Source organism: Actinophytocola xinjiangensis, assembly GCF_001921215.1.
Taxonomy (GTDB): Bacteria; Actinomycetota; Actinomycetes; order Mycobacteriales; family Pseudonocardiaceae; genus Actinophytocola; species Actinophytocola xinjiangensis.
In genome coordinates, this window is the sequence record NZ_MSIF01000027.1 from 23,977 (window position 1) to 46,668 (window position 22,692).

Annotated in this window: 19 protein-coding genes; 7 read left to right on the plus strand and 12 right to left on the minus strand. The window is 72.3% G+C overall.

Translation table 11 applies throughout. The annotated features are described in order from the left end of the window. The first annotated feature begins 147 nt into the window (after positions 1-147). The gene (locus BLA60_RS35425) at positions 148-1,068 is read left to right on the plus strand and encodes a sulfite exporter TauE/SafE family protein (protein WP_075137439.1); all 921 of its coding nucleotides are present in this window, start codon (positions 148-150) and stop codon (positions 1,066-1,068) included. On the opposite strand, the gene BLA60_RS35430 is transcribed toward BLA60_RS35425, so the two are convergent. The 8 genes from BLA60_RS35430 to BLA60_RS35465 form a co-directional block, all read right to left on the minus strand. After that, positions 1,065-1,616 carry a hypothetical protein gene (locus tag BLA60_RS35430; protein WP_075137440.1) on the minus strand — a complete coding sequence of 184 codons (552 nt, stop codon included), beginning with the start codon at positions 1,614-1,616 and terminating at the stop codon, positions 1,065-1,067. The genes BLA60_RS35425 and BLA60_RS35430 overlap by 4 nt on opposite strands. A gap of 81 nt (positions 1,617-1,697) precedes the next feature. Next, entirely contained in the window at positions 1,698-3,332 is a 1,635-nt protein-coding gene (ptsP, locus tag BLA60_RS35435; protein WP_075137441.1) for a phosphoenolpyruvate--protein phosphotransferase, read from the minus strand. Then, on the minus strand, positions 3,325-3,606 hold the full coding sequence (locus BLA60_RS35440) for an HPr family phosphocarrier protein (RefSeq protein WP_075137442.1): 282 nt from the start codon (positions 3,604-3,606) through the stop codon (positions 3,325-3,327). The genes ptsP and BLA60_RS35440 overlap by 8 nt, the downstream gene beginning before the upstream one ends. A gap of 45 nt (positions 3,607-3,651) precedes the next feature. After that, positions 3,652-4,692: a zinc-dependent dehydrogenase gene (locus BLA60_RS35445; RefSeq protein ID WP_075137443.1), complete on the minus strand. Its 1,041-nt coding sequence runs from the start codon at positions 4,690-4,692 to the stop codon at positions 3,652-3,654. Further along, a complete protein-coding gene (locus BLA60_RS35450; RefSeq protein ID WP_075137509.1) occupies positions 4,689-5,141 on the minus strand; it encodes a PTS mannitol transporter subunit IIA in 453 nt (150 codons plus the stop codon). The genes BLA60_RS35445 and BLA60_RS35450 overlap by 4 nt, the downstream gene beginning before the upstream one ends. Beyond that, positions 5,134-6,591, minus strand: coding sequence for a PTS mannitol transporter subunit IIBC (locus tag BLA60_RS35455; RefSeq protein WP_211288956.1), 1,458 nt, complete (start codon positions 6,589-6,591; stop codon positions 5,134-5,136). Before BLA60_RS35455 ends, BLA60_RS35450 begins: the two co-directional genes overlap by 8 nt. Then, positions 6,588-7,559, minus strand: a complete 972-nt coding sequence (pfkB, locus tag BLA60_RS35460; protein ID WP_075137444.1) for a 1-phosphofructokinase — start codon at positions 7,557-7,559, stop codon at positions 6,588-6,590. The genes BLA60_RS35455 and pfkB overlap by 4 nt, the downstream gene beginning before the upstream one ends. After that, the gene (locus BLA60_RS35465; protein WP_075137445.1) at positions 7,556-8,317 is read right to left on the minus strand and encodes a DeoR/GlpR family DNA-binding transcription regulator; all 762 of its coding nucleotides are present in this window, start codon (positions 8,315-8,317) and stop codon (positions 7,556-7,558) included. Before BLA60_RS35465 ends, pfkB begins: the two co-directional genes overlap by 4 nt. Positions 8,318-8,416: 99 nt before the next feature. On the opposite strand from BLA60_RS35465, the gene BLA60_RS35470 reads away from it, so the two are divergent. From BLA60_RS35470 to fxsT, 4 genes are all read left to right on the plus strand, one after another. After that, entirely contained in the window at positions 8,417-9,637 is a 1,221-nt protein-coding gene (locus tag BLA60_RS35470) for a D-arabinono-1,4-lactone oxidase (RefSeq protein ID WP_075137446.1), read from the plus strand. Positions 9,638-9,754: 117 nt separating this feature from the next. Then, positions 9,755-11,515, plus strand: a complete 1,761-nt coding sequence (locus BLA60_RS35475; protein WP_075137447.1) for a VMAP-C domain-containing protein — start codon at positions 9,755-9,757, stop codon at positions 11,513-11,515. Positions 11,516-11,528: 13 nt separating this feature from the next. Further along, positions 11,529-12,617, plus strand: a complete 1,089-nt coding sequence (locus BLA60_RS35480) for an AAA family ATPase (RefSeq protein WP_075137448.1) — start codon at positions 11,529-11,531, stop codon at positions 12,615-12,617. After that, positions 12,614-17,002: an FxSxx-COOH system tetratricopeptide repeat protein gene (fxsT, locus tag BLA60_RS35485; protein ID WP_154814825.1), complete on the plus strand. Its 4,389-nt coding sequence runs from the start codon at positions 12,614-12,616 to the stop codon at positions 17,000-17,002. Before BLA60_RS35480 ends, fxsT begins: the two co-directional genes overlap by 4 nt. On the opposite strand, the gene BLA60_RS35490 is transcribed toward fxsT, so the two are convergent. From BLA60_RS35490 to BLA60_RS35500, 3 genes are read right to left on the minus strand one after another with little or no spacing between them, the layout of a single operon-like run. Continuing rightward, entirely contained in the window at positions 16,995-18,812 is a 1,818-nt protein-coding gene (locus BLA60_RS35490) for an HEXXH motif domain-containing protein (RefSeq protein ID WP_075137449.1), read from the minus strand. The two genes, fxsT and BLA60_RS35490, sit on opposite strands and share 8 nt — an antisense overlap. Further along, entirely contained in the window at positions 18,812-19,048 is a 237-nt protein-coding gene (locus BLA60_RS35495; protein ID WP_075137450.1) for a hypothetical protein, read from the minus strand. Before BLA60_RS35495 ends, BLA60_RS35490 begins: the two co-directional genes overlap by 1 nt. A gap of 34 nt (positions 19,049-19,082) precedes the next feature. Further along, a complete protein-coding gene (locus BLA60_RS35500; protein WP_075137451.1) occupies positions 19,083-19,790 on the minus strand; it encodes a Crp/Fnr family transcriptional regulator in 708 nt (235 codons plus the stop codon). Positions 19,791-19,984: 194 nt separating this feature from the next. Between BLA60_RS35500 and BLA60_RS35505 the strand changes: the two genes are divergently transcribed. Beyond that, entirely contained in the window at positions 19,985-20,383 is a 399-nt protein-coding gene (locus BLA60_RS35505; RefSeq protein ID WP_075137452.1) for a hypothetical protein, read from the plus strand. Here BLA60_RS35505 and BLA60_RS35510 read toward each other — a convergent pair. Further along, positions 20,354-21,454, minus strand: coding sequence for a TetR/AcrR family transcriptional regulator (locus BLA60_RS35510; RefSeq protein WP_075137453.1), 1,101 nt, complete (start codon positions 21,452-21,454; stop codon positions 20,354-20,356). The genes BLA60_RS35505 and BLA60_RS35510 overlap by 30 nt on opposite strands. 46 nt (positions 21,455-21,500) lie before the next feature. On the opposite strand from BLA60_RS35510, the gene BLA60_RS35515 reads away from it, so the two are divergent. Then, positions 21,501-22,682, plus strand: a complete 1,182-nt coding sequence (locus tag BLA60_RS35515) for a cytochrome P450 family protein (RefSeq protein ID WP_075137454.1) — start codon at positions 21,501-21,503, stop codon at positions 22,680-22,682. Positions 22,683-22,692 lie beyond the last annotated feature (10 nt).

Genomic DNA, 22,692 nt, shown 5'->3' on the forward strand with positions numbered 1-22,692 from the left:
CGTACGCACATCGTTGCTCACTTTCAGCTAGTTCGGGGTTACGCTTCCACCGAGGCGTTCCGCAATGTGGTCTCCCTTTGCCACAGCGTGAAAAAGGTGCACGATCTGGTGAACCCGGATCCGACCCGACCCCGACAAGGTGGAGCGATGCGACAGCTCGTCCTGCTGGCCCTGGTGGGCCTCGGCGCCCAGCTCGTCGACGGCGCCCTCGGCATGGCCTACGGCGTGACATCGACAACCCTGCTGCTGGCGATCGGGACCAACCCCGCCGCCGCGTCCGCGACGGTGCACCTGGCCGAGATCGGCACCACGCTGGTCTCCGGCCTGGCCCACTGGCGCTTCGGCAACGTCGACTGGAAGGTGGTCGCCAAGATCGGCATCCCGGGGGCGGTCGGGGCGTTCGCCGGGGCGACGTTCCTGTCCGGGCTCTCGACCGAGACCGCCGCCCCGGTGATGTCGATCATCCTGCTCAGCCTCGGGCTCTACATCCTGGTCCGGTTCACCAGCTTCGGCCTGCCCAAGCACAACCTGGGCAAGCCGCTGCGCAAGCGCTTCCTCGCCCCGCTGGGCCTGGTCGCCGGCTTCGTCGACTCCACCGGGGGCGGCGGCTGGGGCCCGGTGGGCACCCCGGCGATCCTGGCCAGCGGCCGGCTGGAGCCGCGCAAGACCATCGGGTCCATCGACACCAGCGAGTTCCTGGTCGCGGTCGCCGCGAGCATCGGGTTCTTCGTCGGACTGGGGTCCGAGGGCATCGACGCCGGCTGGGTGTTCGCGCTGCTGATCGGCGGGGTGATCGCCGCGCCGATCGCCGCGTGGCTGGTGCGCCACGTCCCGCCGCGCGTCCTCGGGTCGGCGGTCGGCGGGATCATCATCCTGACCAACACCCGGACCCTGCTGCGCAGCGACTGGATCGACGCCTCCGACGGCGTGCGCAACATCTTCTACATCGTGATCTTCCTGGTCTGGGCGGCGGCGCTGGCCTACTCGATCCGCGCGTACCTGGCCGAGCGCCGCGAGGAGCGGGCGGCGACCAGCGACAAGGAGACCGAGCCGGAGGGTGTCGCCTAGCGCGGCTGGCCGCGCCAGTCGGCCGGGTGCAGCCGGGCCGCGAGCAGGGCGGCCACCCCGCCGACGGTGAAGGCGAACGTGGCCGGGGAGAACGCGCTCATCCGGCCATCGAAGTGCCCGGCCAGGACCAGGATCATCAGCCAGGCCACCGCGCACAGCACCAGCAGCACGGTCCCGCAGATCCGGGCGAAGCGCACCGGGCCCGGCCCGACGTCCGAGGCGAACAGCCGCAGCAGGGCGACCAGCGCGACCAGGATGACCAGCGCGAAGGTCGCCGTCACCAGCGCGGCCATCGCGGCCTCGTCGCGGAACGGGCCGTTGCCGCCCTCGCGCAGGCTCACGGCGGCCGGGAGCAGCGCGATCGAGTCGTCGGGCTCGTCGGTGGTGGCCACCAGGAACGGCAGGACGTAGCCGAGCACGATGGCGACCGCGCCGACCGACACCACCGCCCGGAACACGCCCACCTCCAGCCGGTGCACCCGGTCGGCCAGCGCGTACAGCTGGTGCCGCAGTTCCTTGACCCGGTCCTCGTCGGTCTTCCCGTCCACAGCCGCCTCCCGTGCTCCGTTCCGGGAGGGTAGGCCGGCGCGGGCCGGGAGTGGGCCGGTTCGGCCGAACCCGGACCGTACTCAGATCGTGGCGGCCACCGCCTGACGCGCGGTTCGGGCGTCCGGCGCGTCGACGGCGATCCTGGCCAGCTCGGCGCACCGTTCGAGCGTGACGCCCGCGAGGCTGGCCCGCACCGCCGGCACGCTCGGCGCCGACATGGACAGGCTGGTGACGCCCAGGCCGACGAACACCAGCGCCAGCAGCGGGTCCCCGGCCGCCTCGCCGCAGACACCGACGGGTTTGCCGGCCTCACGGCCGGCGGCCGCGCAGGTGGCGACCAGGTCCAGGACGGCCGGCTGCCACGGGTCGAGCAGGTCGGCCAGGTCGCTGCTCATCCGGTCGGCGGCCAGCGTGTACTGGCTGAGGTCGTTGGTGCCGATGCTGACGAAGTCGACGTGGTCGAGCAGCCGCCGGGCGTGCAGCGCGGCCGCCGGGACCTCGACCATCGCGCCGGCCACCGCCAGCCCGGCGGCCCGCACCGCCTGGGCGAACCCGGCGGCCTCGGCCGGGGTGGCGACCATCGGGGCCATCACCCAGACCTGGGCGTCGGTGGCCGAGGCGGCGCCGGCGATGGCGGTGAGCTGGTCGGTGAGCACCGTCGGGTTGGCGCGCGCGACCCGCAGCCCGCGCACGCCCAGCGCCGGGTTCTCCTCCTGCGCCAACCCCAGGTAGGGCAGGGGTTTGTCGGCGCCGGCGTCCAGGGTCCGCACGACGACGCGGCGCTGCCCGAGCGCGGCGAACAGCTCGGTGTAGGCGGCCTGCTGCTCGGCGACCGTCGGCGCCGAGGTGCGGCCGAGGAACAGGAACTCGGTGCGGAACAGGCCGACGCCCTCGGCGTCGTCGGTCAGGTCGGCGGCGCCGCCGACGTTGAGCAGCAGCGGGACCGGGTGGCCGTCGGCCGTGCGGCCGGGACCGGTCAGCGCGGCGAGCCGGGCGCGGTCGGCGGCTGCCCGCTCGCGGATCCCGGCGGCCTCGCCCGGGTCGATCACGGTGACCTGGCCGGTGGTGCCGTCGACGGACACCACCGTCGCGTCGGCCAGGGTGACCACGTCCGGGCAGCCGACCACCGCCGGCAGGCCCATGGCCCTGGCCAGGATGGCGGTGTGGCTGGTCGGGCCGCCGCGCCGGGTGACGATCGCCAGCACGTCGGCCGGGTCCAGCACGGCCGTGTCGGCCGGCGAGAGGTCCTCGGCGGTCAACACGAACGGCTCGCCGGGGCTGGGCAGGCCGGGCATCGGCTCGCCAAGCAGGTCGGCGACCGCGCGGTCGCCGATGTCGGCCAGGTCGGCCGCCCGCTCGGCGAAGTACCCGCCGAGCTGGGCGAAGGTCTCCCGCTGCTCGGCGATCGCCTCGGTGATCGCCCACGCCGCCGCCGACCCCCGCGCCACCCGCGCGGCGACGGCCGTGGCCAGGGTCGAGTCGGCGGCCATCATCGCCTGGGTCTCCAGCACCTCGGCCGCCGCGCCGCTCACCGACGCGGCCCGCGCCCGGAGCGCGGCGGCCACCCCGGCCAGCGCGGACCGGGCGGCGGCGACCTCGGCGTCGGGGTCGGTGACCGGCGGCGCCACCTCCGGCAGGGCCGGCGGCGGGGCCAGCCGGAACACCGGGCCGGCGCTACGGCCGGGGCTGACCCCGATCCCCACCAGCTCAGGCATCGGCCGGCTCGGCGTCCAGGTCGGTGGCCAGGACCTCGACCATGGCGTCCAGGGCGGCCTGCGCGCCCTCGCCGTCGGCCTCGACGGTGACCGTGTCGCCGCCCTTGGCGCCCAGCGAGAGCACCGCGATGATGCTGGACGCGTCGACCGGCGGTCTGCCGGCGACCCCGATGCGCACCAGCACCGGCTGGGCCGCGGCGACCCGCACGACGGTCGCCGCCGGGCGCCCGTGCAGTCCGATCCTCGAGCCGACGACGACATCCCTGCTCGGCATGGGTCCTCCCGCACTCGTCACGTTTCGGTGGTCACGGTTCTGTCGTCACGGTTCTATGGTCACCTTGATCGCCCGCCCGCTCGCGACCAGCTCGATCGCGTCGGGCAGCTCCGCCAGCGGCAGCCGGTGGGTGATCAGGTCGGTCACCGGCACCCGTCCGGACGCGATCAGCTCCAGCGCCCGCTTGTTGTGGTCCGGGCTGGACCCGTTCGCGCCGACGACCGTCAGCTCCCGGTAGTGCACCAGGTTCGCGTCCAGGGTGATCGTCGGCCGGTCCTTCGGCAACCCGCCGAACAAGCTGATCCGCCCGGCCCGCGCGGCCATCCGCAGCCCGTCCTCCTGGGCGGCGCCGGACGCGGCGGCGGTGATCACCACGTCCACGCCCCGGCCGCCGGTCAACGCCAGGACCTGCTCGACCGCGTCGGTCTCCGCCCCGCAGATCGCCGCGTCCGGGGCGACCAGCGCCGAGGCCATGTCCAGCCGGGCGCGGTTGAGCTCGACCAGGAACACCCGCCGCGCGCCCCGGGCGCGGGCCAGCCGCACGTGCAGGCAGCCGATCGGCCCGGCGCCGACCACGACCACGTCGTCGCCCTCACCGACCCTGGCCAGCTCCTGCCCGTTGAGGACACACGCGAGCGGCTCGGCGACCGACGCCTCGGCGAACCCGACGTTGTCGGGCACCCGGTTGAGCCCGTCGACAGCCAGCACGGCCCGGGGCACCACCAGGTACTCGGCGAACCCGCCGTCGTAGTGGTAGCCGACCGAGGTCTGGTTCGGGCACACGGTGCGGTGCCCGGTGGTGCACTCCTGGCACGTCCCGCACGGCACGGCCGCGATCACCTGCACCCGCTCGCCCGGCGACCAGCCCGACACGTCCGCGCCGACTCCGACGATCTCGCCGGCGATCTCGTGACCGATCACCCTCGGCGGCACCAGGTGGTGGTGGCCGTGGTTGAAGATCTTCACGTCCGTGCCGCAGGTGGAGCAGTTGCGGACCCGGATCTTCACCTCCTCCGGCCCGGCCTTGGGCTCCTCGGCGTCCTCCAGCCGCAGGTCACCAGGGGCGTAGAAACGCGCGACCCTCATCCCTCGATTCCCTTTCCGATCGTGGCGAGCAGTGCGTGCACCTCGCCGGGGTCCTCGGAGGAGCGCAGCCGCTCCGCCTGGGCCGGTTCCATGAGGATCTGGGCGAGCGCGGAGAGCACCGAGACGTGCTCGTCGCCCTTGGCGGCGATGGCCACGCAGATGGTCACCCGCTGGCCGTCCCAGTCGACGCCGTCGGGGAACTGGAGCACGCCCAGCGTGGTGCGCCGCACCAGCGCGCGGCTCGCGTCGGTGCCGTGCGGGATCGCGACGCCCTCGCCGATGTAGGTGGACACGCTGCGTTCGCGGTCGAGCATGCTGTCCGCGTAGCCGGGTTCGACCGCGCCCAGTTCGTCGAGCAGCGCGCCGGACTGGCGCACCGCGTCCCACTTGTCGGTGGCGCGCCGGCCCAGCCGGATCGCCTCCAACGACAGCACACCGGACTCAGCCACGGAGCTCGCCACCTTCCTTGAACGCCTGCTCGACCTCGTCGAACACCGGATCACCCAGGAACATCCGGAACGGGACGACCACCGCGCCGGGAACCACCGACCGCGCCCGCGCCACCAGGTCGGCGTGGGTCAGCACGAGCCGCGCGTCGGCCGGCAGCTCGTTGATCGGCAGGTGCTTGACCGTCACCCCGTACGGTTCGAGCCTGGTGCGCAGCTGGCTGGCCAGCATGACGCTGCTGCCCATGCCGGCGTCACAGGCCACCAGCAGGGTGTCGACCTCACTGGCCAGGACCGAGTGCCGCGTCGCCACCGGCCCGGGGGTGTCGGTGGCGGTGTCAGTGCCGGCGTCGGTCGCCTCGGGGGTGGCCGGCGGCGGTGCCGCGTCGTCGGCGTCGGCTCCCCGGCCGAAGCGCAGCAGTACCGCGCCGACGACGAACGCCACGCCGGCCGCGACGGCGATCGAGGCCAGCACGCTCAGGTGCCCGCCCCGCGGGGTGACCGCCAGGTAGGCGAAGATGCTGCCCGGCGCGGGGGTGGACACCAGGCCGGAGTTGGTGATCATGGCGGTGCCGACCCCGGCCATCCCGCCGGCGATCGCCGCGATGATCATCTTCGGCTTCATCAGCAGGTACGGGAAGTAGATCTCGTGGATGCCGCCGAGGAACTGGATGATCATCGCGCCCGGCACGGTCGGCCGGATCTTGCGGGGGCCGAACAGGAACATCGCGACCAGCACGCCCAGGCCAGGCCCGGGGTTGGTCTCGATCATGAACATCAGCGACTGGCCGACCTCGGCCGACTGGTCGGCGCCGATCGGGCCGAACACCCCGTGGTTGATGGCGTTGTTCAGGAACAACGCCTTGGCCGGCTCGACGATGATCGACACCAGTGGCAGCAGACCGTTGTCCACCAGGAAGTCCACGGCGTTGCCGGCGGCGGTGGTCAGGCCCTCCATGACCGGGCCGATGCCCAGCACGCCGACCAGCGCGATCGCGCCGCCGATGATGCCGGCGGAGAAGTTGTCCACCAGCATCTCGAAGCCGGACCTGATCTTCCCGGCCACCAGCCGGTCGAACCCCTTGAGCGCCAACGCGGCCAGCGGGCCCATGATCATCGCGCCGAGGAACATCGGCTGGTCGGCGCCGACGACCACGCCCATGGTGGCCACCGCGCCGACGACCGCGCCGCGCTGGCCGTGGACCATCCGGCCGCCGGTGTAGCCGATCAGCACCGGGAGCAGGACCTTGATCATCGGGTCGACCAGGCCGGCGAGCGTCGCGTTGGGCGTCCAGCCGGTCGGGATGAACATCGCGGTGATCAGGCCCCAGGCGATGAACGCGCCGATATTGGGCATGATCATGCCGGCGAGGTGGCCGCCGAACCGCTGCACTCTCGCGCGGAAACCGTTGCCGGATAAGTTCTTCAGCTCCGTCATGGACACGTTGGTCATCGACTCTGCTCCGTCCGGTCATCCTGGAGCGGCCCACGCAGGTGCCGCGTGCGGTCTGGGGTCGCCGGCACGAGCACGGCCGTTCTGTCCACATCGGACGGTCCGGGCATGCGGCTGCCGGGCAGCCGCACCGCCGCCGCGCCCCAGGACAACGCCTCGGTCAGGTCGTCCGCGCCGGTCTCGCCGGCCGCGAGGAACCCGGCGAGCATCGCGTCACCCGCGCCGACCGTGCTGCGGCCCCGGTCGACGGGCGACTCACCCCAGCGCACCCCGCGCCCGTCGACCAGCACGGCGCCGTCGGCCCCCAGGCTGGCCAGCACCGTCGCCGCCCCCGCCGCGCGCATCCGGTGCGCCGCCTCGATCGCGTCGGCGACCGTGTGGATCCCGAAGCCGACCGACTCGGCCAACTCCTCCCGGTTGGGCTTCACCAGCGCCGGCCGCGCCGCCAGCGCCGCGCCCAACGCCGGGCCCGAGCTGTCGACGGCGAACCGCACGCCCAACTCGCCCAGCCGGCGGCCGAGCCCGGCGTAGGAGCCGTCCGGCACGCCCGGCGGCAGGCTGCCCGAGGCCACCACCCAGTCCGCGCCGGCGGCGGCGTCCAGCACCGCCTCCTCGACCCGCGCGAGGTCGTCGGGCAGCAGCGACCCGCCCGGCTCGTTGATCTTGGTGACCGTGCCGTCCGGCTCGACCAGGCTGACGTTGGACCGGGTGTGCCCGGCGACCGCGACCGCGACGACGTCGATGCCCTCCTGGCGCAGCAGCGCGGTCAACTGCTCGCCCTCCGGCCCACCGCAGGGCACCACCGCGCGCGTCGCCACGCCGTGCGCGGCCAGCGCCCGGGAGACGTTGACGCCCTTGCCGCCGGGGTCGAGGCGGGCGGCGCTGGCCCGGTTCAGCTCGCCGCGCGACAGCCTGGCCACCTCGATCGTGCGGTCCAGACTGGGGTTGAGCGTCAGGGTGACGATCACACGCGCACCACCCTCGGTCCCCGCGACTCGATCTCGGCCGCGGTGCGCTCGTCGAGCCCGGTGTCGGTGATGAACGTGTCGATCTCGGCGAGCCGGCCGAACCGGGCCAGGTGGTCGGTGCTGAGCTTGGTGTGGTCGGCGAGCAGGACCGTGCGGCGCGCGGCGGCGATCATCGCGCGCTTCACCGCGGCCTCGGCCTGGTCGGGGGTGGTCAGCCCGCGCTGCACGGACACGCCGTTGGTGGCGATGAAGGCGACGTCGACGTAGCTCTGGGCCAGGGCCTCGATGGCCCACGGGTCGACGCAGGCCAGCGTGCGGGCGCGTACCCGGCCGCCGATGAACAGCACGGTGATGTTGGTCCGCGTGGCCAGCGCCTGGGCGGCCGGCAGGGAGTTGGTCAACACGGTGAACTGGCGGTCCACCGGCAGGATCGCGGCCAGCCTGGCGGTGGTGGAGCCGGCGTCGAGCAGGATCGAGCCCTCGTCGGGCAACTCGGCCAGCGCCGCCTTGGCGATCCGGTCCTTCTCGGCGGTGAGCAGGGCGTCCCGCGCGGCGAGCGCCGGCTCGAAACCCAGACGCTCCACCGGGATCGCGCCGCCGTGGACCCGGCGGAGCAGCCCGTGCCGTTCGAGCACCGACAGGTCCCGGCGGATGGTCTCACCGGTCACCGACAGTTCGGCCGACAACTCCGCGACGTCCACCCGTCCGTCGCGGCGGGCGCGGTCGACGATGTGCTGCTGCCGCTCTTCCGCATACATGTTGATTTGCCGCCGTTTCTCTGTGTTCCTCTGTATTTACCGTCACAGCTGTGACGAGTCAACACCTGATTTCCGAGCGCGGAGGCGGATACTGGGCCGGTGGAACGCAACTGGGCCGGCAACCTCACCTACCGCGCGACCCGCCTCGAGACCCCGACCAGCATCGACGAGCTGCGCCAACTGGTCGCCGAAACACCGAGGATCCGCGCCCTCGGCTCGCGCCACTCCTTCAGCGACGTGGCCGACACTCCAGCCGTACTCGTGTCACTGGCCGAACTGCCCGGCACCGTCACCGTCGACGGCGACCGGGTCACCGTGCCGGCCGCCACCAGCTACGGCGACCTGGCCGCGACCCTGCACACCCACGGCCGCGCCCTGCCCAACCTGGCGTCGCTGCCGCACATCAGCGTCGCCGGCGGGGTCGCCACCGGCACCCACGGCTCCGGCGACCGCAACGGCTGTCTGGCCACCTCGGTCGCCGCGCTGGACGTCGTCGGCGCCGACGGGCGGCTGACCAGGATCTCCCGCGACGACCCGGAGTTCGCCGGCTCGGTGGTCGCCCTCGGCGCGCTGGGCGTGGTCGTCTCGGTCGTGCTGGACACCGTGCCGGCCTTCGACCTGCGCCAGACCGTGTACCCGAGGGTGCCGTGGCGGGCCGTACTCGCCGGGTTCGACGAGCTGATGGCCGCCGGCCACAGCGTCTCCCTGTTCACCGACTGGGCCGGGGAGAACCTGCGCCAGATCTGGGTCAAGTCCACCGGCGAGCCGCCCGCCGACCTGTTCGGCGTCGCACCGGCCACCACCGCGCTGCACATGATCCCCGGCGAGTCGACCGACGCGGTCACCGCGCAGCTGGGCGTGCCGGGGCCGTGGCTGGACCGCCTGCCGCACTTCCGCCTCGACCACAAACCCAGCAGCGGCGACGAACTGCAGAGTGAGTACCTGCTGCCCCGCGACCGCGCCCCCGAGGCGCTGCGCCGGCTGCGCGCCCTGGCCGGCCGGATCGCCCCGGTCCTGCACGTGACCGAGATCCGCTCGGTCGCCGCCGACGACCTGTGGCTCAGCGGCGCCCACGGCCGCGAGACGATCGCCGTGCACTTCACCTGGCGCAACCTGCCCGCCCAGGTCGCCGCCCTGCTGCCGGCGGTCGAGGCCGCGCTGCTGACGCTGGACGCGCGGCCCCACTGGGGAAAGGTCTTCGCCACCGGCGACCTCGCCGGGCGGTATCCGCGCTGGTCGGAATTCCGCGCGCTGCGCCGCGATCGCGACCCCGACGGCCGGTTCACCAATCCCTTCCTGACCCGGCTGGGTCTGGTCTGACGTTCTTCCCGCGCCGACAATCTGTCCTATCTGACGCACCGGGATTTCTCCGGCGACGCATAATCGACAGTGTCGGACGGCACCGCCTCGTCGTCGGTGCCGTGGGAAGGATGGCCAGTGACACTGCCGCCGGCGGTCCATCGAACAATCGTCGTCGTCGACGTCGAGGGATTCACCGACTCGGGACGTCTGGGCGTCGACCACCTCGCCGTGCGCGGGGGAATGTACGACGTCCTGAATACCGCGTTCACCGACTCGGCCATCGACTTCGACTCCTGCGAGCACGAGGACCGGGGCGACGGCGTGCTCGTGCTGGTGCCGCCGACGGTGTCCAAGAGCGTGATCGCCGACCGCCTGCCCGACCGGCTGGTCGCCGCGCTGCGCCGCTACAACTCCACCCGGGTGCCGACCTCCCGGTTCCGGCTGCGGGTGGCGATGCACTCCGGCGACATCCGCCGCGACGGCGCCGGCTGGGCCGGCCAGCCGGTCATCGACACCTTCCGGATCATCGACGCCGACGCCGTGAAGACCGCGCTGCGCGAGTCCGACCGGATGATCGCACTGATCGTCTCCGACCACTTCTACACCGACGTCATCCAGGGCGACCCGGGCACCGTGCCCGAGTCCTACACCCACGTCCAGGCCGTCACCAAGAACTTCAGCAAACCCGCGTGGCTGCGCCTGCTCGGCCACGACGTCACCGCGCGGCCGGCCACCGAACCCACCGCGCGCCCCGAGGTCCTCGGCGTCGTCCGGCCCGCCGACGAACAGGCGCTGCGCCCGCTGCTGCATGACCAGAACCCGCCCAGGATGAGCACGCTGCTCGGCCGCGCCGCCCAGGGGGTGATTCCGCTGCCCCGCCACGAGACCGTGCCCGACGCCTGGGCGGCGTTCCAGTTCCTGTCCGACTTCAACGCCGACGTGGACGGCATTCCGCCCTCGATGCTGTTCCTGCAGCTGATCGCGGCCGAACTCGACGACGACACCGGCGAGCGGCTGCGCGCCTGGATCGCCGACCAGTCACGGCGATTACGGCGCGGCCGGGAGTTGGCCGACCACCCGGTCACCCGCACGCCGGTGCCCGACGAACCGCACCTGCACCTGACGATCATGGTCGAGCCGGACTCGATCGACCCCAGCCGCTGCCTGCTGTCCTCCTGGCGCCAGGACGACCCGCTGAGCTGGCCGCCGGTGCGCGGCCCGGTGCGCGAGGTGGAGATGGACGAGTTGGAGTACCGGGTCGACGAGATCATCCTGGACGCCGAGGGCGCGTGGGCCGACAAGGGCATCTCCGCGGCCGTGGAATTCCTGCTGCCCCGCACATTGCTGAGCCTGCCGGTCGGCCGGTGGAGCAAGGAGCACGGTTCGGGCAAACCGCGGCCACTGTCGTTCGATTATCGCGTCAGTATAAGGTCGCTCGAGCGGATGCGCACGAGGCACTGGCACCGTGCCTGGCACGTACGATGGGACTCCATGCTGGAAAACCCCACCTCCGACCGGATGCACTATTCCGGTTCGGCGAAGGAGCATCCCATCGACGCCGTACTGAGCGACCCGCACTGGGTTGGGCTGGTGATGGCGAAACCGCCGTCCCCCCAACCAGAACCGGGCGCCGCGCCGGATGAGCTGATGTCCGCGCTCCGCAGCGGGCTGCCGGTGATCTTCTGGCACCCCGACGCCGGCCCCGAGGATCTCCGGAAGTTGATCGCCGAGGTGCTGCCCGACGGAAGTGGATTGATGGACCGCCTGAGGAAACAAAAGCTGCACGATTCTGGAACGGTCAACAACAACTCACTCGTTCGCGATTTGGTGGTAATGTGGGACGACCCGAAAAGAGTAATAGTTCTCGATCAACCGGTGGACCCGACGGAACCGTAAGGGGTTTTCACGGATGAGCGTGAACGAACAGGACACGGAACCCACCGACCGGGCGGCGCACGTCGAACCGCCGGCCTGGTGGATCTACCGTGGCAGCGGCCGGCCCACCCACGACCTGGACCCGATCACGCTACTGCCGCCGCCTCCGCCGTGGCGGGCGTTCCGGGGAGGCCCACTGCCCGACGAGAGCACCGACACCTCGCCACCGGACGACGGCGAGGCCGACCGGCGCCTGGGCACCGAGTTCCACCTGTCCGACCGCGACATCGACTTCCACGAGCTGAACCTGGTCAACGCCGCGCTCTACCTGCGCCGCCCGCTGCTGGTCACCGGCAAACCGGGCACCGGCAAGTCCAGCACCGCCTACCGCCTGGCCAGGGAACTGGGCCTTGGCCGGGTGCTGCGCTGGGCGATCACCAGCCACACCACGTTGCAGTCCGGCCTCTACAGCTACGACGCCATCGGGCGCGCCCAGGCCGCCGCGACCGCCCAGGCCACCCGGGGCGGCGAGCCGGCCGAGGAGCCGCCCATCGGGGACTTCGTGCGGCTCGGCCCCCTGGGCACCGCGTTCCTCCCGACCCGCCGCCCCCGCGTCCTGCTGGTCGACGAGCTGGACAAGAGCGAGGCCGACCTGCCCAACGACCTGCTGTCGATCTTCGAGGAAGGCGAGTTCCCGATCCACGAACTGGCCAGGGTGCGCGGCCGGGTCCCCGAGGTCACCGTGCACACCGCCGACCCCAACGGCACCGCGCGAGTGGTCGACGGGCGGGTCGCCTGCCACGCCTTCCCGGTCGTGGTGATGACCAGCAACGGCGAACGCGAGTTCCCGCCGGCGTTCCTGCGCCGCTGCCTGCAACTGGAGATCCGCGAACCCACCCTCGAACAGCTCGCCGCGATGGTCGCCAACCACCTGCTCGACCCCGCCGGCGAACACCGCGAACGGCTGGTCCGCGAGTTCGCCGAACGCAGCCGGGCCGAGGGCGGGCTGCCGGCCGACCGACTGCTCGACGCCGTGTTCCTGGCCACCTCGGGCGCCTACCAACCGGACCAGGTCGCCTGGCCCCGACTGGTCGACGCGCTCTGGCGCCGGCTGACGGTGTGAGTGACGTGGCCCGGCCGGCCGATGCCCCCGACCCCGCCGCCCCCCGGGCGGAGCCGTCGGCCGCCGGTCGGCGCCACCTGCGCCTCGACGACCTGACCTGGACCGACGTCGGCGACATCATCTGGCTGGCCTCGGCCATCGAACGTCCCGGCGCCCCACCGCCACCACCGCCGGCAGTGGAGGAGGACCGCGACGTGCCGACCTTCGACGACTCCGAGGCCACCCTCGCGTCGACCGGACCGAGGCCGCCGGACCCGCCGGCCACCGAGACCGCTGAGGCCGCCGAGCCGCCACCGCTCCCCGAGGCGAAGCAGACCGAGGCGAAGCAGGCCGAGGCGGCGCCCACCCGGTGGCGCGGCCTGCGCATGCTGGCCGGCGAGGGCGGCAGTGCCGCGAAGGTCGCGGTCCGGGATTCCCTGGACTATTTCCGCGCACTGCGCCCGTTGAAACGAAAAATCCGTTCGCGGCGACCGGAGGACGTCGTCCTGGACGAGGAGGCGACCGCCGAGCAGGCCACCGAAACCGGATTGTGGTGGCCGGTCGTGCGGGCCAGGAAAGAGCGCTGGCTCGACCTCACGCTGGTTCTCGACAACGGTCCGACAATGGGGCTGTGGCGGTCCAAGATAGCGAACTTCGCCGCCCTCCTGGAACAGCTCGGTGCTTTCCGGTCCATTCAGATCAGGCTGCTGGAGGTCGACGGGGACCGGGCGGTGCTGCGTGGCGGGACACCGAACGCCGCGCCCCGCGACCCGGCCGAGATCCTCGACCACTCCCACCGCAGGGTGGTACTGCTGCTCACCGACGGCATCGGCGAGCCGTGGCGCCGGCAACTGCTGCACCCCGTGTTGGCCCAGTGGAGCCGGTCGATGCCGGTCAGCATCGTCAACCTCGTGCCGCAGTGGCTGTGGCAGCGCGGTGGCCTGGAGCTGCACCGGGCCACGCTCAACCCGCGCGGCACGGTGAAACCCAACCGGCACTGGACCTTCCAGCTGCCGGAGGCGTGGCTGGCGCGCGACCCCGACCGGGTGGCCCCACCCGGCGCCGTCCCGGTGCCCGTACTGGAACTGCAACCCCGGTGGTTGAGCTGGTGGGCAAGACTGGTCATGGGCGAATCCAGTTCAGTGGACGCGACGGTGGTTCTCGCCGCCGACACGCCCAACGCGGTGATCTCCACGAACGAGTCCCTCACCGGTCAGGAAAGAGTCGCCAGGTTCCGCGGCAACGCATCTCCGCCGGCATTTCGCCTGGCCACACTGCTGGCCGCGCTCCCGGCGAGACTGGACCTCGCGGAACTCGTCCAGCAGCATTTCCTACCCGACGGAGGACCGGAGTACGTCGCCGAGATCCTGCTCTCGGGGATCATGTACGCTCCCGGTCCCAGGGGCCGGTCGTCCACTTCGGACAAGGGTGGGGAACTGGCATTTCCTGAGGCAGTCCGTGAACTGCTCCTCATCGGTGCCCGGCGATCGGAGACCGCCAGCGTCGTCGGGGTCGCGGCCGAGTACTTCGGTGAACGGATTCCGGTTCTCGGTCACCTCCGAGCAGCCATCGCCGACCCGCACAACACACCGGACCTGGAGCTCACCCCCGATTCCAGAACCGATGTCGAGCTCGAAAGCGCCGTCATGCGCGCGCTTTCCGGGCCCTATCTCAGTCGGGCGGACCGGCTGCGCACCGTCCTCGCGCAGGCCAGCCACCCGGCTGGCCTACCAGAACCCGCCACGAGCCGACATGCGAGCCCCACGATGCCGAAGCTGCCCGAGCAGGCCGTTCCCACCTCCGACACCTACGCGTCGGCGGACAGCCGGCCGGGCAGCCAACGCCAACCCGATCCGGTCGATCCGGTCACCACACCGCTGACCCATCCGGGCCCGCGCCCGTACCCGAGGCGCCAGCCGGACGACCCGCCACCCGTGTGGGGGAACGTCCCGCCGCGCAACCCGAACTTCACCGGCCGCGGCGAACTCCTTGAGCAGCTGGGCAAGCGCCTGACCAGCGGAACCACCGCCGTGCTGCCCTCGGCGCTGCACGGCATGGGCGGTATCGGCAAGACCCAGATGGCCGCCGAGTACATCTACCGGCACCTGCAGAACTACGACCTGGTGTGGTGGATCGACGCCGCCCACGTCACCCAGATCCGGGCGGGCCTGACCGACCTGGCCAGGGTGCTCAACCTGCCGGGCGCCGCCGAGACCACCGTCGCCGTGCCGGCGGTGCTGGAGTCGCTGCGCACCGGCCGCCCGTTCCGCCGCTGGCTGCTGGTGTTCGACGCGGCCGACAGCCCCGAGTCGGTGCTGCCGTTCTTCCCCCGCAACGGCCCCGGTGAGATTCTGGTGACCTCCCGCAACTCCGACTGGGCGGGAATAGCCAGGCCGCTGGAACTGGCCGTGTTCAAACGCGAGGAAAGCATCGCGCTGCTCGGCAAACGCGGCCCGGAAATCACTGTGGCGGAAGCCGAGGAACTGGCCGAGAAACTCGGCGACCTCCCCCTGGCGATCGAACAGGCGGCGGCCTGGCGCGCGGTCACCGGAATGCCCGTCCGGGAGTACCTGCGCCTGTTCGACGAGTCCGTCGCGGAAATCCTGGACGCCGCCACCGCCCCGAACCACGAGGTGTCGGTCGCCGCCGCCTGGAACGTGTCGTTCGACGAGCTGAAGAACCGCAACCCGGCGGCCCACCAGATCCTGCACATCTGCGCGTTCTTCTCCCCCGAACCCATTTCCCGCGACCTGCTCACCGGCGTCAGCCGCGTGTCGATCTCCCCCGAACTCGACGCCGCCCTGCGCGACCCGATCAAACTCGCCCGCGCCATCCGCGACATCAACCGCTACGGCCTGGCCAAGATCGACCACGGCAACAACACCCTCCAACTGCACCGCCTGGTCCAGTTGGTGCTCCGCAACCGGGTCATGGCCCCCCAGATCCACGCCCAGATGCAACACGGCGCCCACCAACTGCTCGCCAGCCTCGACCCCAACGACCCCGAGCAGAGCCGCCACTGGCCCCGCTACCGCGAGCTGCTCCCCCACGCCTACGCCGCCAACGTCATGGACTGCGACGACGACTGGCCCCGCCAACTCATCATCAACCTCATGCGCTACCTGTTCGAGTACCGCGACCACGAGGAGGCGGCGAAACTCGCCACCACCGCCAAGGAGCACTTCACCCGAACGCTGGGCCCGACCCACCCCCAGACCCTCGACGTGTCGTCGCGCCTGGGCCTGTACCTGTGGGCGATCGGCAGGTACTCGGAGGCCGCCGAGCTCAACCAGCGCACCCTCGCGCTGCGCATGCAGGTCTCCGGCGAGGAGAACGAGGAGACCTTCGCCCTCCAGCGCAACATCGTCATCGACCTGCGCGCCCAGGGCGACTTCGCCGCGGCCGGGAAGCTGAGCGAGGAGGTCCTGCACAAGGCCCGGCGCATGTTCGGCAACGACGACCCGGAGGCGCTCGCCGCCGCCTTCCAGCACGGCATCAGCCTGCGTCTGGCCGGCGACTACCGGGCCGCCGCCGAACTGGACGAGGAGACCTACCGTCGCCGCGTCGAGGTTCTCGGCCCCGATCACCCGCACACCAGCAACACGCGCGCGGCCCTGATCGTCGACCTCCGGGAGGCCGGTGAGTACGGCCAGGCGCGGGTCATGCAGGAGAACCACGCCGAGTCCTTCCGGATCCGCTACGGCGAGACCCCGGACTCGATCATGGTGGACATCATCCTGTCCCTGACCCGCCGCAAGGACGGCGACCACGCCGGGGCTCTGCCGCTGTCGAAGGACGCCCTGGAGCGGTCCCGGCTCCGCTACGGCGACGACCACGCGAACACCATCGTCTGCTCGCTCGCCCACTCGATCGACCTGCGCCACGCGGGCAAGTTCACCGACGCGAAGGAACTGGGCGAGAACGCGTTCGGAAAGTACCGGAACACGCTCGGCGAGCACCACCCACACACGCTGGCGGCCACGGTCGACCTCGCGGTGACCCTGCGGCTGATGGGTGAGCCGTCCCAGGCTCGGGTGCTCGACGAACGCGCGCTGGAGCACTACCGGATCGGGATCGGACCCGACCATCCGTACGCATTGGTCGCCATGATCAACCTGGCCAGCGACCTGTCCGCCCTCGGCGAGTACGACAAGGCGATCGACCTGGGTCGCGACGCCCTGGAACGGGGCACCCGGGTACTCGGGGCCGACCACCCGACCATGCTGGCGGCCGCGTTCAACCTCGGGCTCGACCTGGACGCGTCCGGTCGGGCCGAGGAGGCGAAGCCTTTCCTGGCACCGACCGTCGCCAGGTACCGCAAGGTGCTCGGCGAGGCGCATCCGGGAACCCAGGCGGCCGTGCGCGGCACCCGAGCCGACTGTGACATCGACGCGATCCTCATGTAGCGGGGACGAGTTGCCCGATCCAGGCCGCCAGGCCCTCCGGGGTGGGTGCGGTCCGGCTCTGGCGCAGTGTCCGGTGGACCGCGCGCACGACCTCCGGGCAGCCCAGCAGGGCGCGGGCGGCCGGGTCAGGGCCGCTCGCCGCCAATGCCAGCCCCAGTCCCACGAGGGACGTCGGCCGATCGGGGTCGTCGACCAGTTCCGCGCGGTATCCCCGGACGGCGTCGGCGAACCGGCCGCTGGCGTAGGCCAGGTCGGCCGGGGTGGCGTCCGGGACGGTCGGCCACAGCTCGTCCAGCTCCGGCAGGCCGACGCCACCGGTCCGGAGCTGGACGAGGTCCGTGCGGGCCGGTGACCACAGGCCGTCGGGGACCGGGGTCGGGGGCGTGGCGCTCGCGTCGATCATGGCCGGCGGCCGTGGTCGCCCGGCCGTCCAGGCGGCCGCCATCCTGGCGATGTCCGCCGGATCCGGGCGCAGGTGCCGGACCCGCCACCCCGCGCGGTGGTCCTTCGCCGCCGCGTCGGCGAGTTCGGCCACGTCCGGGGGGACCGGCTCCCCCTGCCAGCGGCCGAGCCGCTCGGCCATGCCGTCGAGAAACCGTTGCCCGGCAACGGTCAGGGCGCTGTCGCCGCCCAGCGCGTGCAGCGCGAACCAGGTCTGCTGACGCCAGTAGGCGAACTCGAAGGCGGCCCGCCGGTCACCGGTGGCGGCGAGGGAGCGCCAGAACGCCACGACCCCGAGGAAGGCGTAGAGGCCCTGGACGGCGCCGCTGACCGGGCGCGGGTCGTCCCGCCAGGGAACGTAGAACCGTTCGCGCGGGTCGTTGTCGTGCAACCGGATCAGGTGCAGCAGGCCACCGAGCACGATGTGCTGGAACTCGTGGATCAGCGTGCTGGCCAGGGACGTACCGTCCGTTGGCCGCCCGACCACGGCGCTGCCGAACGCCTCACCGGTCGAGGCACTCGGGTTGCGGTAGAGCACCTGGGGTTTGGGAACGAGCGAACTGAGGCCGATCGGCATGGTCTCGGCGAACCCCGGCAGGTGGGTGACGATCAGCTGGCAGGCCTCGTCGATCAGGCGCTGCCACTCCCGCACCTCGGCGACCGGCAGGCGCTGGGGCGGGATCGGCTCGTAGAGCCCCCGGTACGGGTCGAGATCGTCCAGGCGCACCGTGAAGCGGCGGGCACCGACCCGCACCCGCACCTTCCGCACGGCCCACCAGCCGGGGGCGTCCAGGCCGGGGGACTCCGGCAGGACAACGGAACTGGTGTCGTCGCTGACGGTGAACCGGCCGCGGTCGCCGCGCACGACGGCGACCGAGAAGGGTTCGGTCGTGGCCAGCCGGGCCATGCCCAGCGACGGCAGGATGACGTTACCGTTCCAGGCGGGCACCTCGGCCGCGAAGTCGAGGCCGGCGCGGATGGCGGCCGTCGCGGCCAGGGCGTGCCAGTGACCGAGGTGCATCCACAGTGGACCGATACCGTCGGTTCCGTTGCGGCACAGGCGGGTCGTGTAGCCGGCCCAGCTACCGGTGTAGGGGTGGGTGAGGATCCGGTCGAACGCCTTGGGCGAGCGGGACTCCACCCGTGCCAGCAGTTCCCAGGCGATGTCCAGCGGGGGCAACGGTCCCAGCCGTCGCGGCGACTTCGCCGACTCCTCCATCAGCGCGCGGAGCAACAACTTGCGCCGGCTCCGTTCGGCACGGCGCAACCGTCGCAACACTCCCGCGTTGCCGTCGAGCCGAGCCAGATCGTCGAGATCCCGCCAGGACAGGCGATGGAACGCCGGGCGTTCCGCTCCGTCCTGGGGCATCAGTCGATCCGCTCACCACCACCGCCTTGGTTAGAGCTTCGGTAGCGGGCGGCGACGCGGCGGGTGCGGTCGACGACGTGGCCCAGGGAGCGGCGCAACGGTTCGCTGTCCAGTTCACGGAGCCTGGTGAAGGGGACGGCGTCCAGGTCGATCAGTTCGGATTCGATGCCTGGTTCGATATCCGCCGAGAACGAATTCATGCCATCCATTCCCTCCGCCGTGAGCAGACATTCCATGATAGCCGACCCGATCCCATCTGGTTCAGACCAATCAGGGTCCGGGGGATGGTGAGCGGCCGGCGGCGAGTTCGCGCAGGGTCTCCGGGTGCATGATCGTGATGCGTTGGCGGGCCGTGGCGACCACGCCGAGGCGGCGCAGTTCGTCCAGGCCGCGACCGAGGGTGCTGCGGGAGACCCTGGCGAAGCTGGCCAGCTCGCTCTGGTTGAAGTGCAGATCGACCTGGTGGCCCTCGTCCCAGTCCGGGGCGTACTGGAGGGCCAGTTCGAGCAGGACCGCCGCCAGGCGTTGGGGGAAGTCGGGGCCGCCGGCCTCCAGACGGAGGCGGTCGGACTGCTGGAGGCGGATCGCCACGGTGCGCAGGAGTTCCTCGGCGATGTGCGGGCGGCGGCGCAGGACGCCGAGAAGTTTCTCGCGGGCCACGACGAGGGTGTGCACCTCGTCGATGGCCTCGATGGTCGCGGTTCTTGGCAGGCCGCTGATCGGGGCCATCTCGCCGACGATCTCGTGAGGGCCACGGGCCGCGAGGGGGGCGTCGTCGCCCCGGTAGTTGGTGGCGCTGATCTTCACCCAGCCTCGCAGGACGACGAACATGCTGGCGGGCGGGCTGCCCTGGAGCGCGAGGATCTCGCCGGGCCGCCACACCCGGACGTGACCGGCGTCGGTCAGCTCCGCGCGTTCGGCGGCCGTGAGGCGGTGCCAGGCTCGGCGTTCGCCATTCTCATCGGCCGAGAAGCCCATCTCGCGGCCTCCCCGGTTGAACGGACGGGCACGGTTTCGCCCGATGTTTCATTTGACGCATCACTCGCTCCCCCAGGCCGCCAGCATAGTCAGTAGGTACGAAACCAACTGTTGCCACCGCAATCATCAATTGTGCCAGGCAAAAGGCCGTATCACCAGCACGGCCCTGGCGAACGGTACTTGGGGAGGACACCATGCGAAGTGCGGAGAACGTGCTCTGGCGGGTGGAGGACCGGCGGCGCCCGAGCGCGGCCCCGACCCCGTGGGCACCGAAATCGTTCAGCCGGACGCCGGCCGTCTTCGCGCCGCACCCGCCGCTGGCCTCCGGCGGCTGGTACAGCGGCACCGGCCAGGAGACCGCCGGCGCCGGGCGGGTGCCGCTGGGCGCCCCGGCCGACAGGTCCGCGGTGGCCGCGTTGCTGTTGACGCTGCTGTTCGGCCCGCTCGGGCTGGGCTACCTGTCGAGGGCGGCCGGGGTGCTGGCCGGGGCGGCCAGCGTCGGCCTGCTGGTCGTGGCCGGCGTGGGGGCGCTGGCCGTGCTCTGGCCGCTGGCGATGGTGGTCTCAGTGATCGCGACGGCCAACCGGCACTGACGTCGGTGCCGATGTCATGGTGTGGCCGGCGCCGATACCGGTCGCGCGGGTGACGATCCGGCCGCCAGCCACCCGGATCGCGGTCTCGGTCGTGTCGGTCACCGTCTCGACGCCGGCCGCCGCCGCGACGGCGCCGGTCTCGTCGCACACGACTTCCAGGTGGGGCCAGGAAGGCCGCGGGACCGCCTGGCGCAGGCAGGCCGTCAGGTCGGCCACCGCCAGGCGGGCCAGCGGTGCCAGTTCCGCGGGGTCGCCGGTGACCATCACGACGGTCACCCGGGTGCCGGGGGCGACCGCGCGGGCGGCGTCCTCGGCCGCCGAGAGCCGGTTCAGGCCCAGCACGGTCAGCACGCCGTCGGCGGCCAGGTCGACCGGCTCGTCGGCCACCAGGCCGGTCACCGGGGCGGGCGGGCGCCACGGCTCGTCGACCGACCGGGCGTCCGGGTGCAGGCCGGTGGCCAGCAGGTGGTCGTCCAGGTCGAGGTCCGCGAGCCGTTCGCAGGCGCGGACGACGCCGAACGGTTCCCCGAACCCCGGGGCGGCGGCCGCCAGCTGAGCCGCGCCGTGCAGGGTGGTCAACACAGCCTCCGCCACCCGCACACCGCGTCCGCCGCCCCGGCCCAACCGTTCCAGCGAGAGCCCCAGCAGGGTGGCGTTGAGCGTCATGAGCTGGGCGAAGGGCCGGCGGGTGGTCTCGTCGGCGAGGATCTCGGGCAGCAGGTCGCGGGTCAGGCGGCCGTGGCGCTCGTCGGTGGCCAGCGGCAGGCGGGCGACCCATTCGCGGGCCAGGGCGCCCAGGGCGGCGGCGGGGGTGTCGCCGGGGTCGGTGACCGTGGCGGGGCGGCGGGTCTGGTCGGCGAGCACGGCGAAGTAGAGCGCGCGTTTGCCGGGGAAGTTGGAGTAGACCGCGCCCCGGGTCAGCTCGGCGCGCTCGGCGATGTCGTCGATCTTCGCCGCGCGGAAGCCGCGGTCGGCGAACTCGTCGGCGGCGGCGGCCAGCACCCGCGCCCGGTTGTGTTCGCGCAGTTCCGCCCTGGTGAGTCGCACCCCGCCCTCCCCTCGCGTTGCCATTCGGTCCACTGACAAGATACCGTCACCATTCAGATGATGAGATCATATGTTCAGACCATCTGGAGGACGCGTGCACGAGATCGACCTTGCCGACCCCGAGGTGCTGGCGGACCCGTTCACCGCCTACGGCCGGGCCAGGGAAGCCGGCCCGGTCGCCAGGCTGCCGATGCCCGGCATCGGCACGGTGTGGGTGCTGACCAGGCACGAGGACGCCCGCGCCATGCTCGGCGACCCGCGCTTCGCGCTGACTTCGGCCAGCTTCCTGCGCCCGGACGTGCCAGAGCACTGCCTGCGCTACATGCGCTCGATGGCCGAGATGAACGGCGCCGAGCACAAACGCCTGCGCCGCACGGTCAGCCCCGCGTTCTCGGTGCGCCACGCCCGCTCGCTCGCGCCGGTCATCGAGCGGATCGTCGGGCGGCTGCTGGACGCGCTGCCCGACGGTGACCCGGTCGACCTCGTGCCACACCTGACCCGGCCGCTACCGATCGAGGTGATCTGCGAACTGGTCGGCATCCCGGAGGCCGACCGCCCGCGCTGGCACGAGTACGGCGCGTCGGTCGCCTCCGGCGCCGGCCCGGCCTTCGCCGAGGCCGTCCCCCGGTTCATCGCCGACGCGATCGCCGCCGTCGAACGGGCCCGTGCCGACCCCGGCGACGACGTGTTGGGCACCCTGGTCGGCACCGAGGACCTCGCCGAGACCGACCTGGTGATGCTGGTCTGGAACCTGATGCTGGCCGGCCAGACCCCCACGAACCTGATCGCCAACGCCGTGGGCCACCTGCTCACCGACCCCGACGCGCTCGCCGCGCTGCGCGCCGACCCCGGGCTGCTGCCGGGCGCGGTCGAGGAACTGATCCGCTGGTGCGGGCCGACGCTGCTGACCATCCCCCGCTACGCCACCGAGGACCTCGACCTGCACGGCACGCCGGTCGCCAAGGGCGAGGCGGTCTGTGTGTCGGTGGCCGCCGCGCACCGCGACCCGAGGGCCTACGCCGACCCCGACCGGTTCGACCCGCGCCGCCCGGCCGGCCCACCCGGCCACCTCGGTTTCGGGCACGGGCCGCACTTCTGCCTCGGCGCGGCGCTCGCGCGCACGCAGACCGAGGTGGCGATCGGCGCGCTGCTCGACCGGTTTCCCCGGCTGGCGCTGGCCGGGGACCTGGCCGCGCTGCGGGCGCCGGACCCGGGCACCTGGCGGCTGTCGGCGTTACCCGTGTCCCGCTGAGCACGACGAC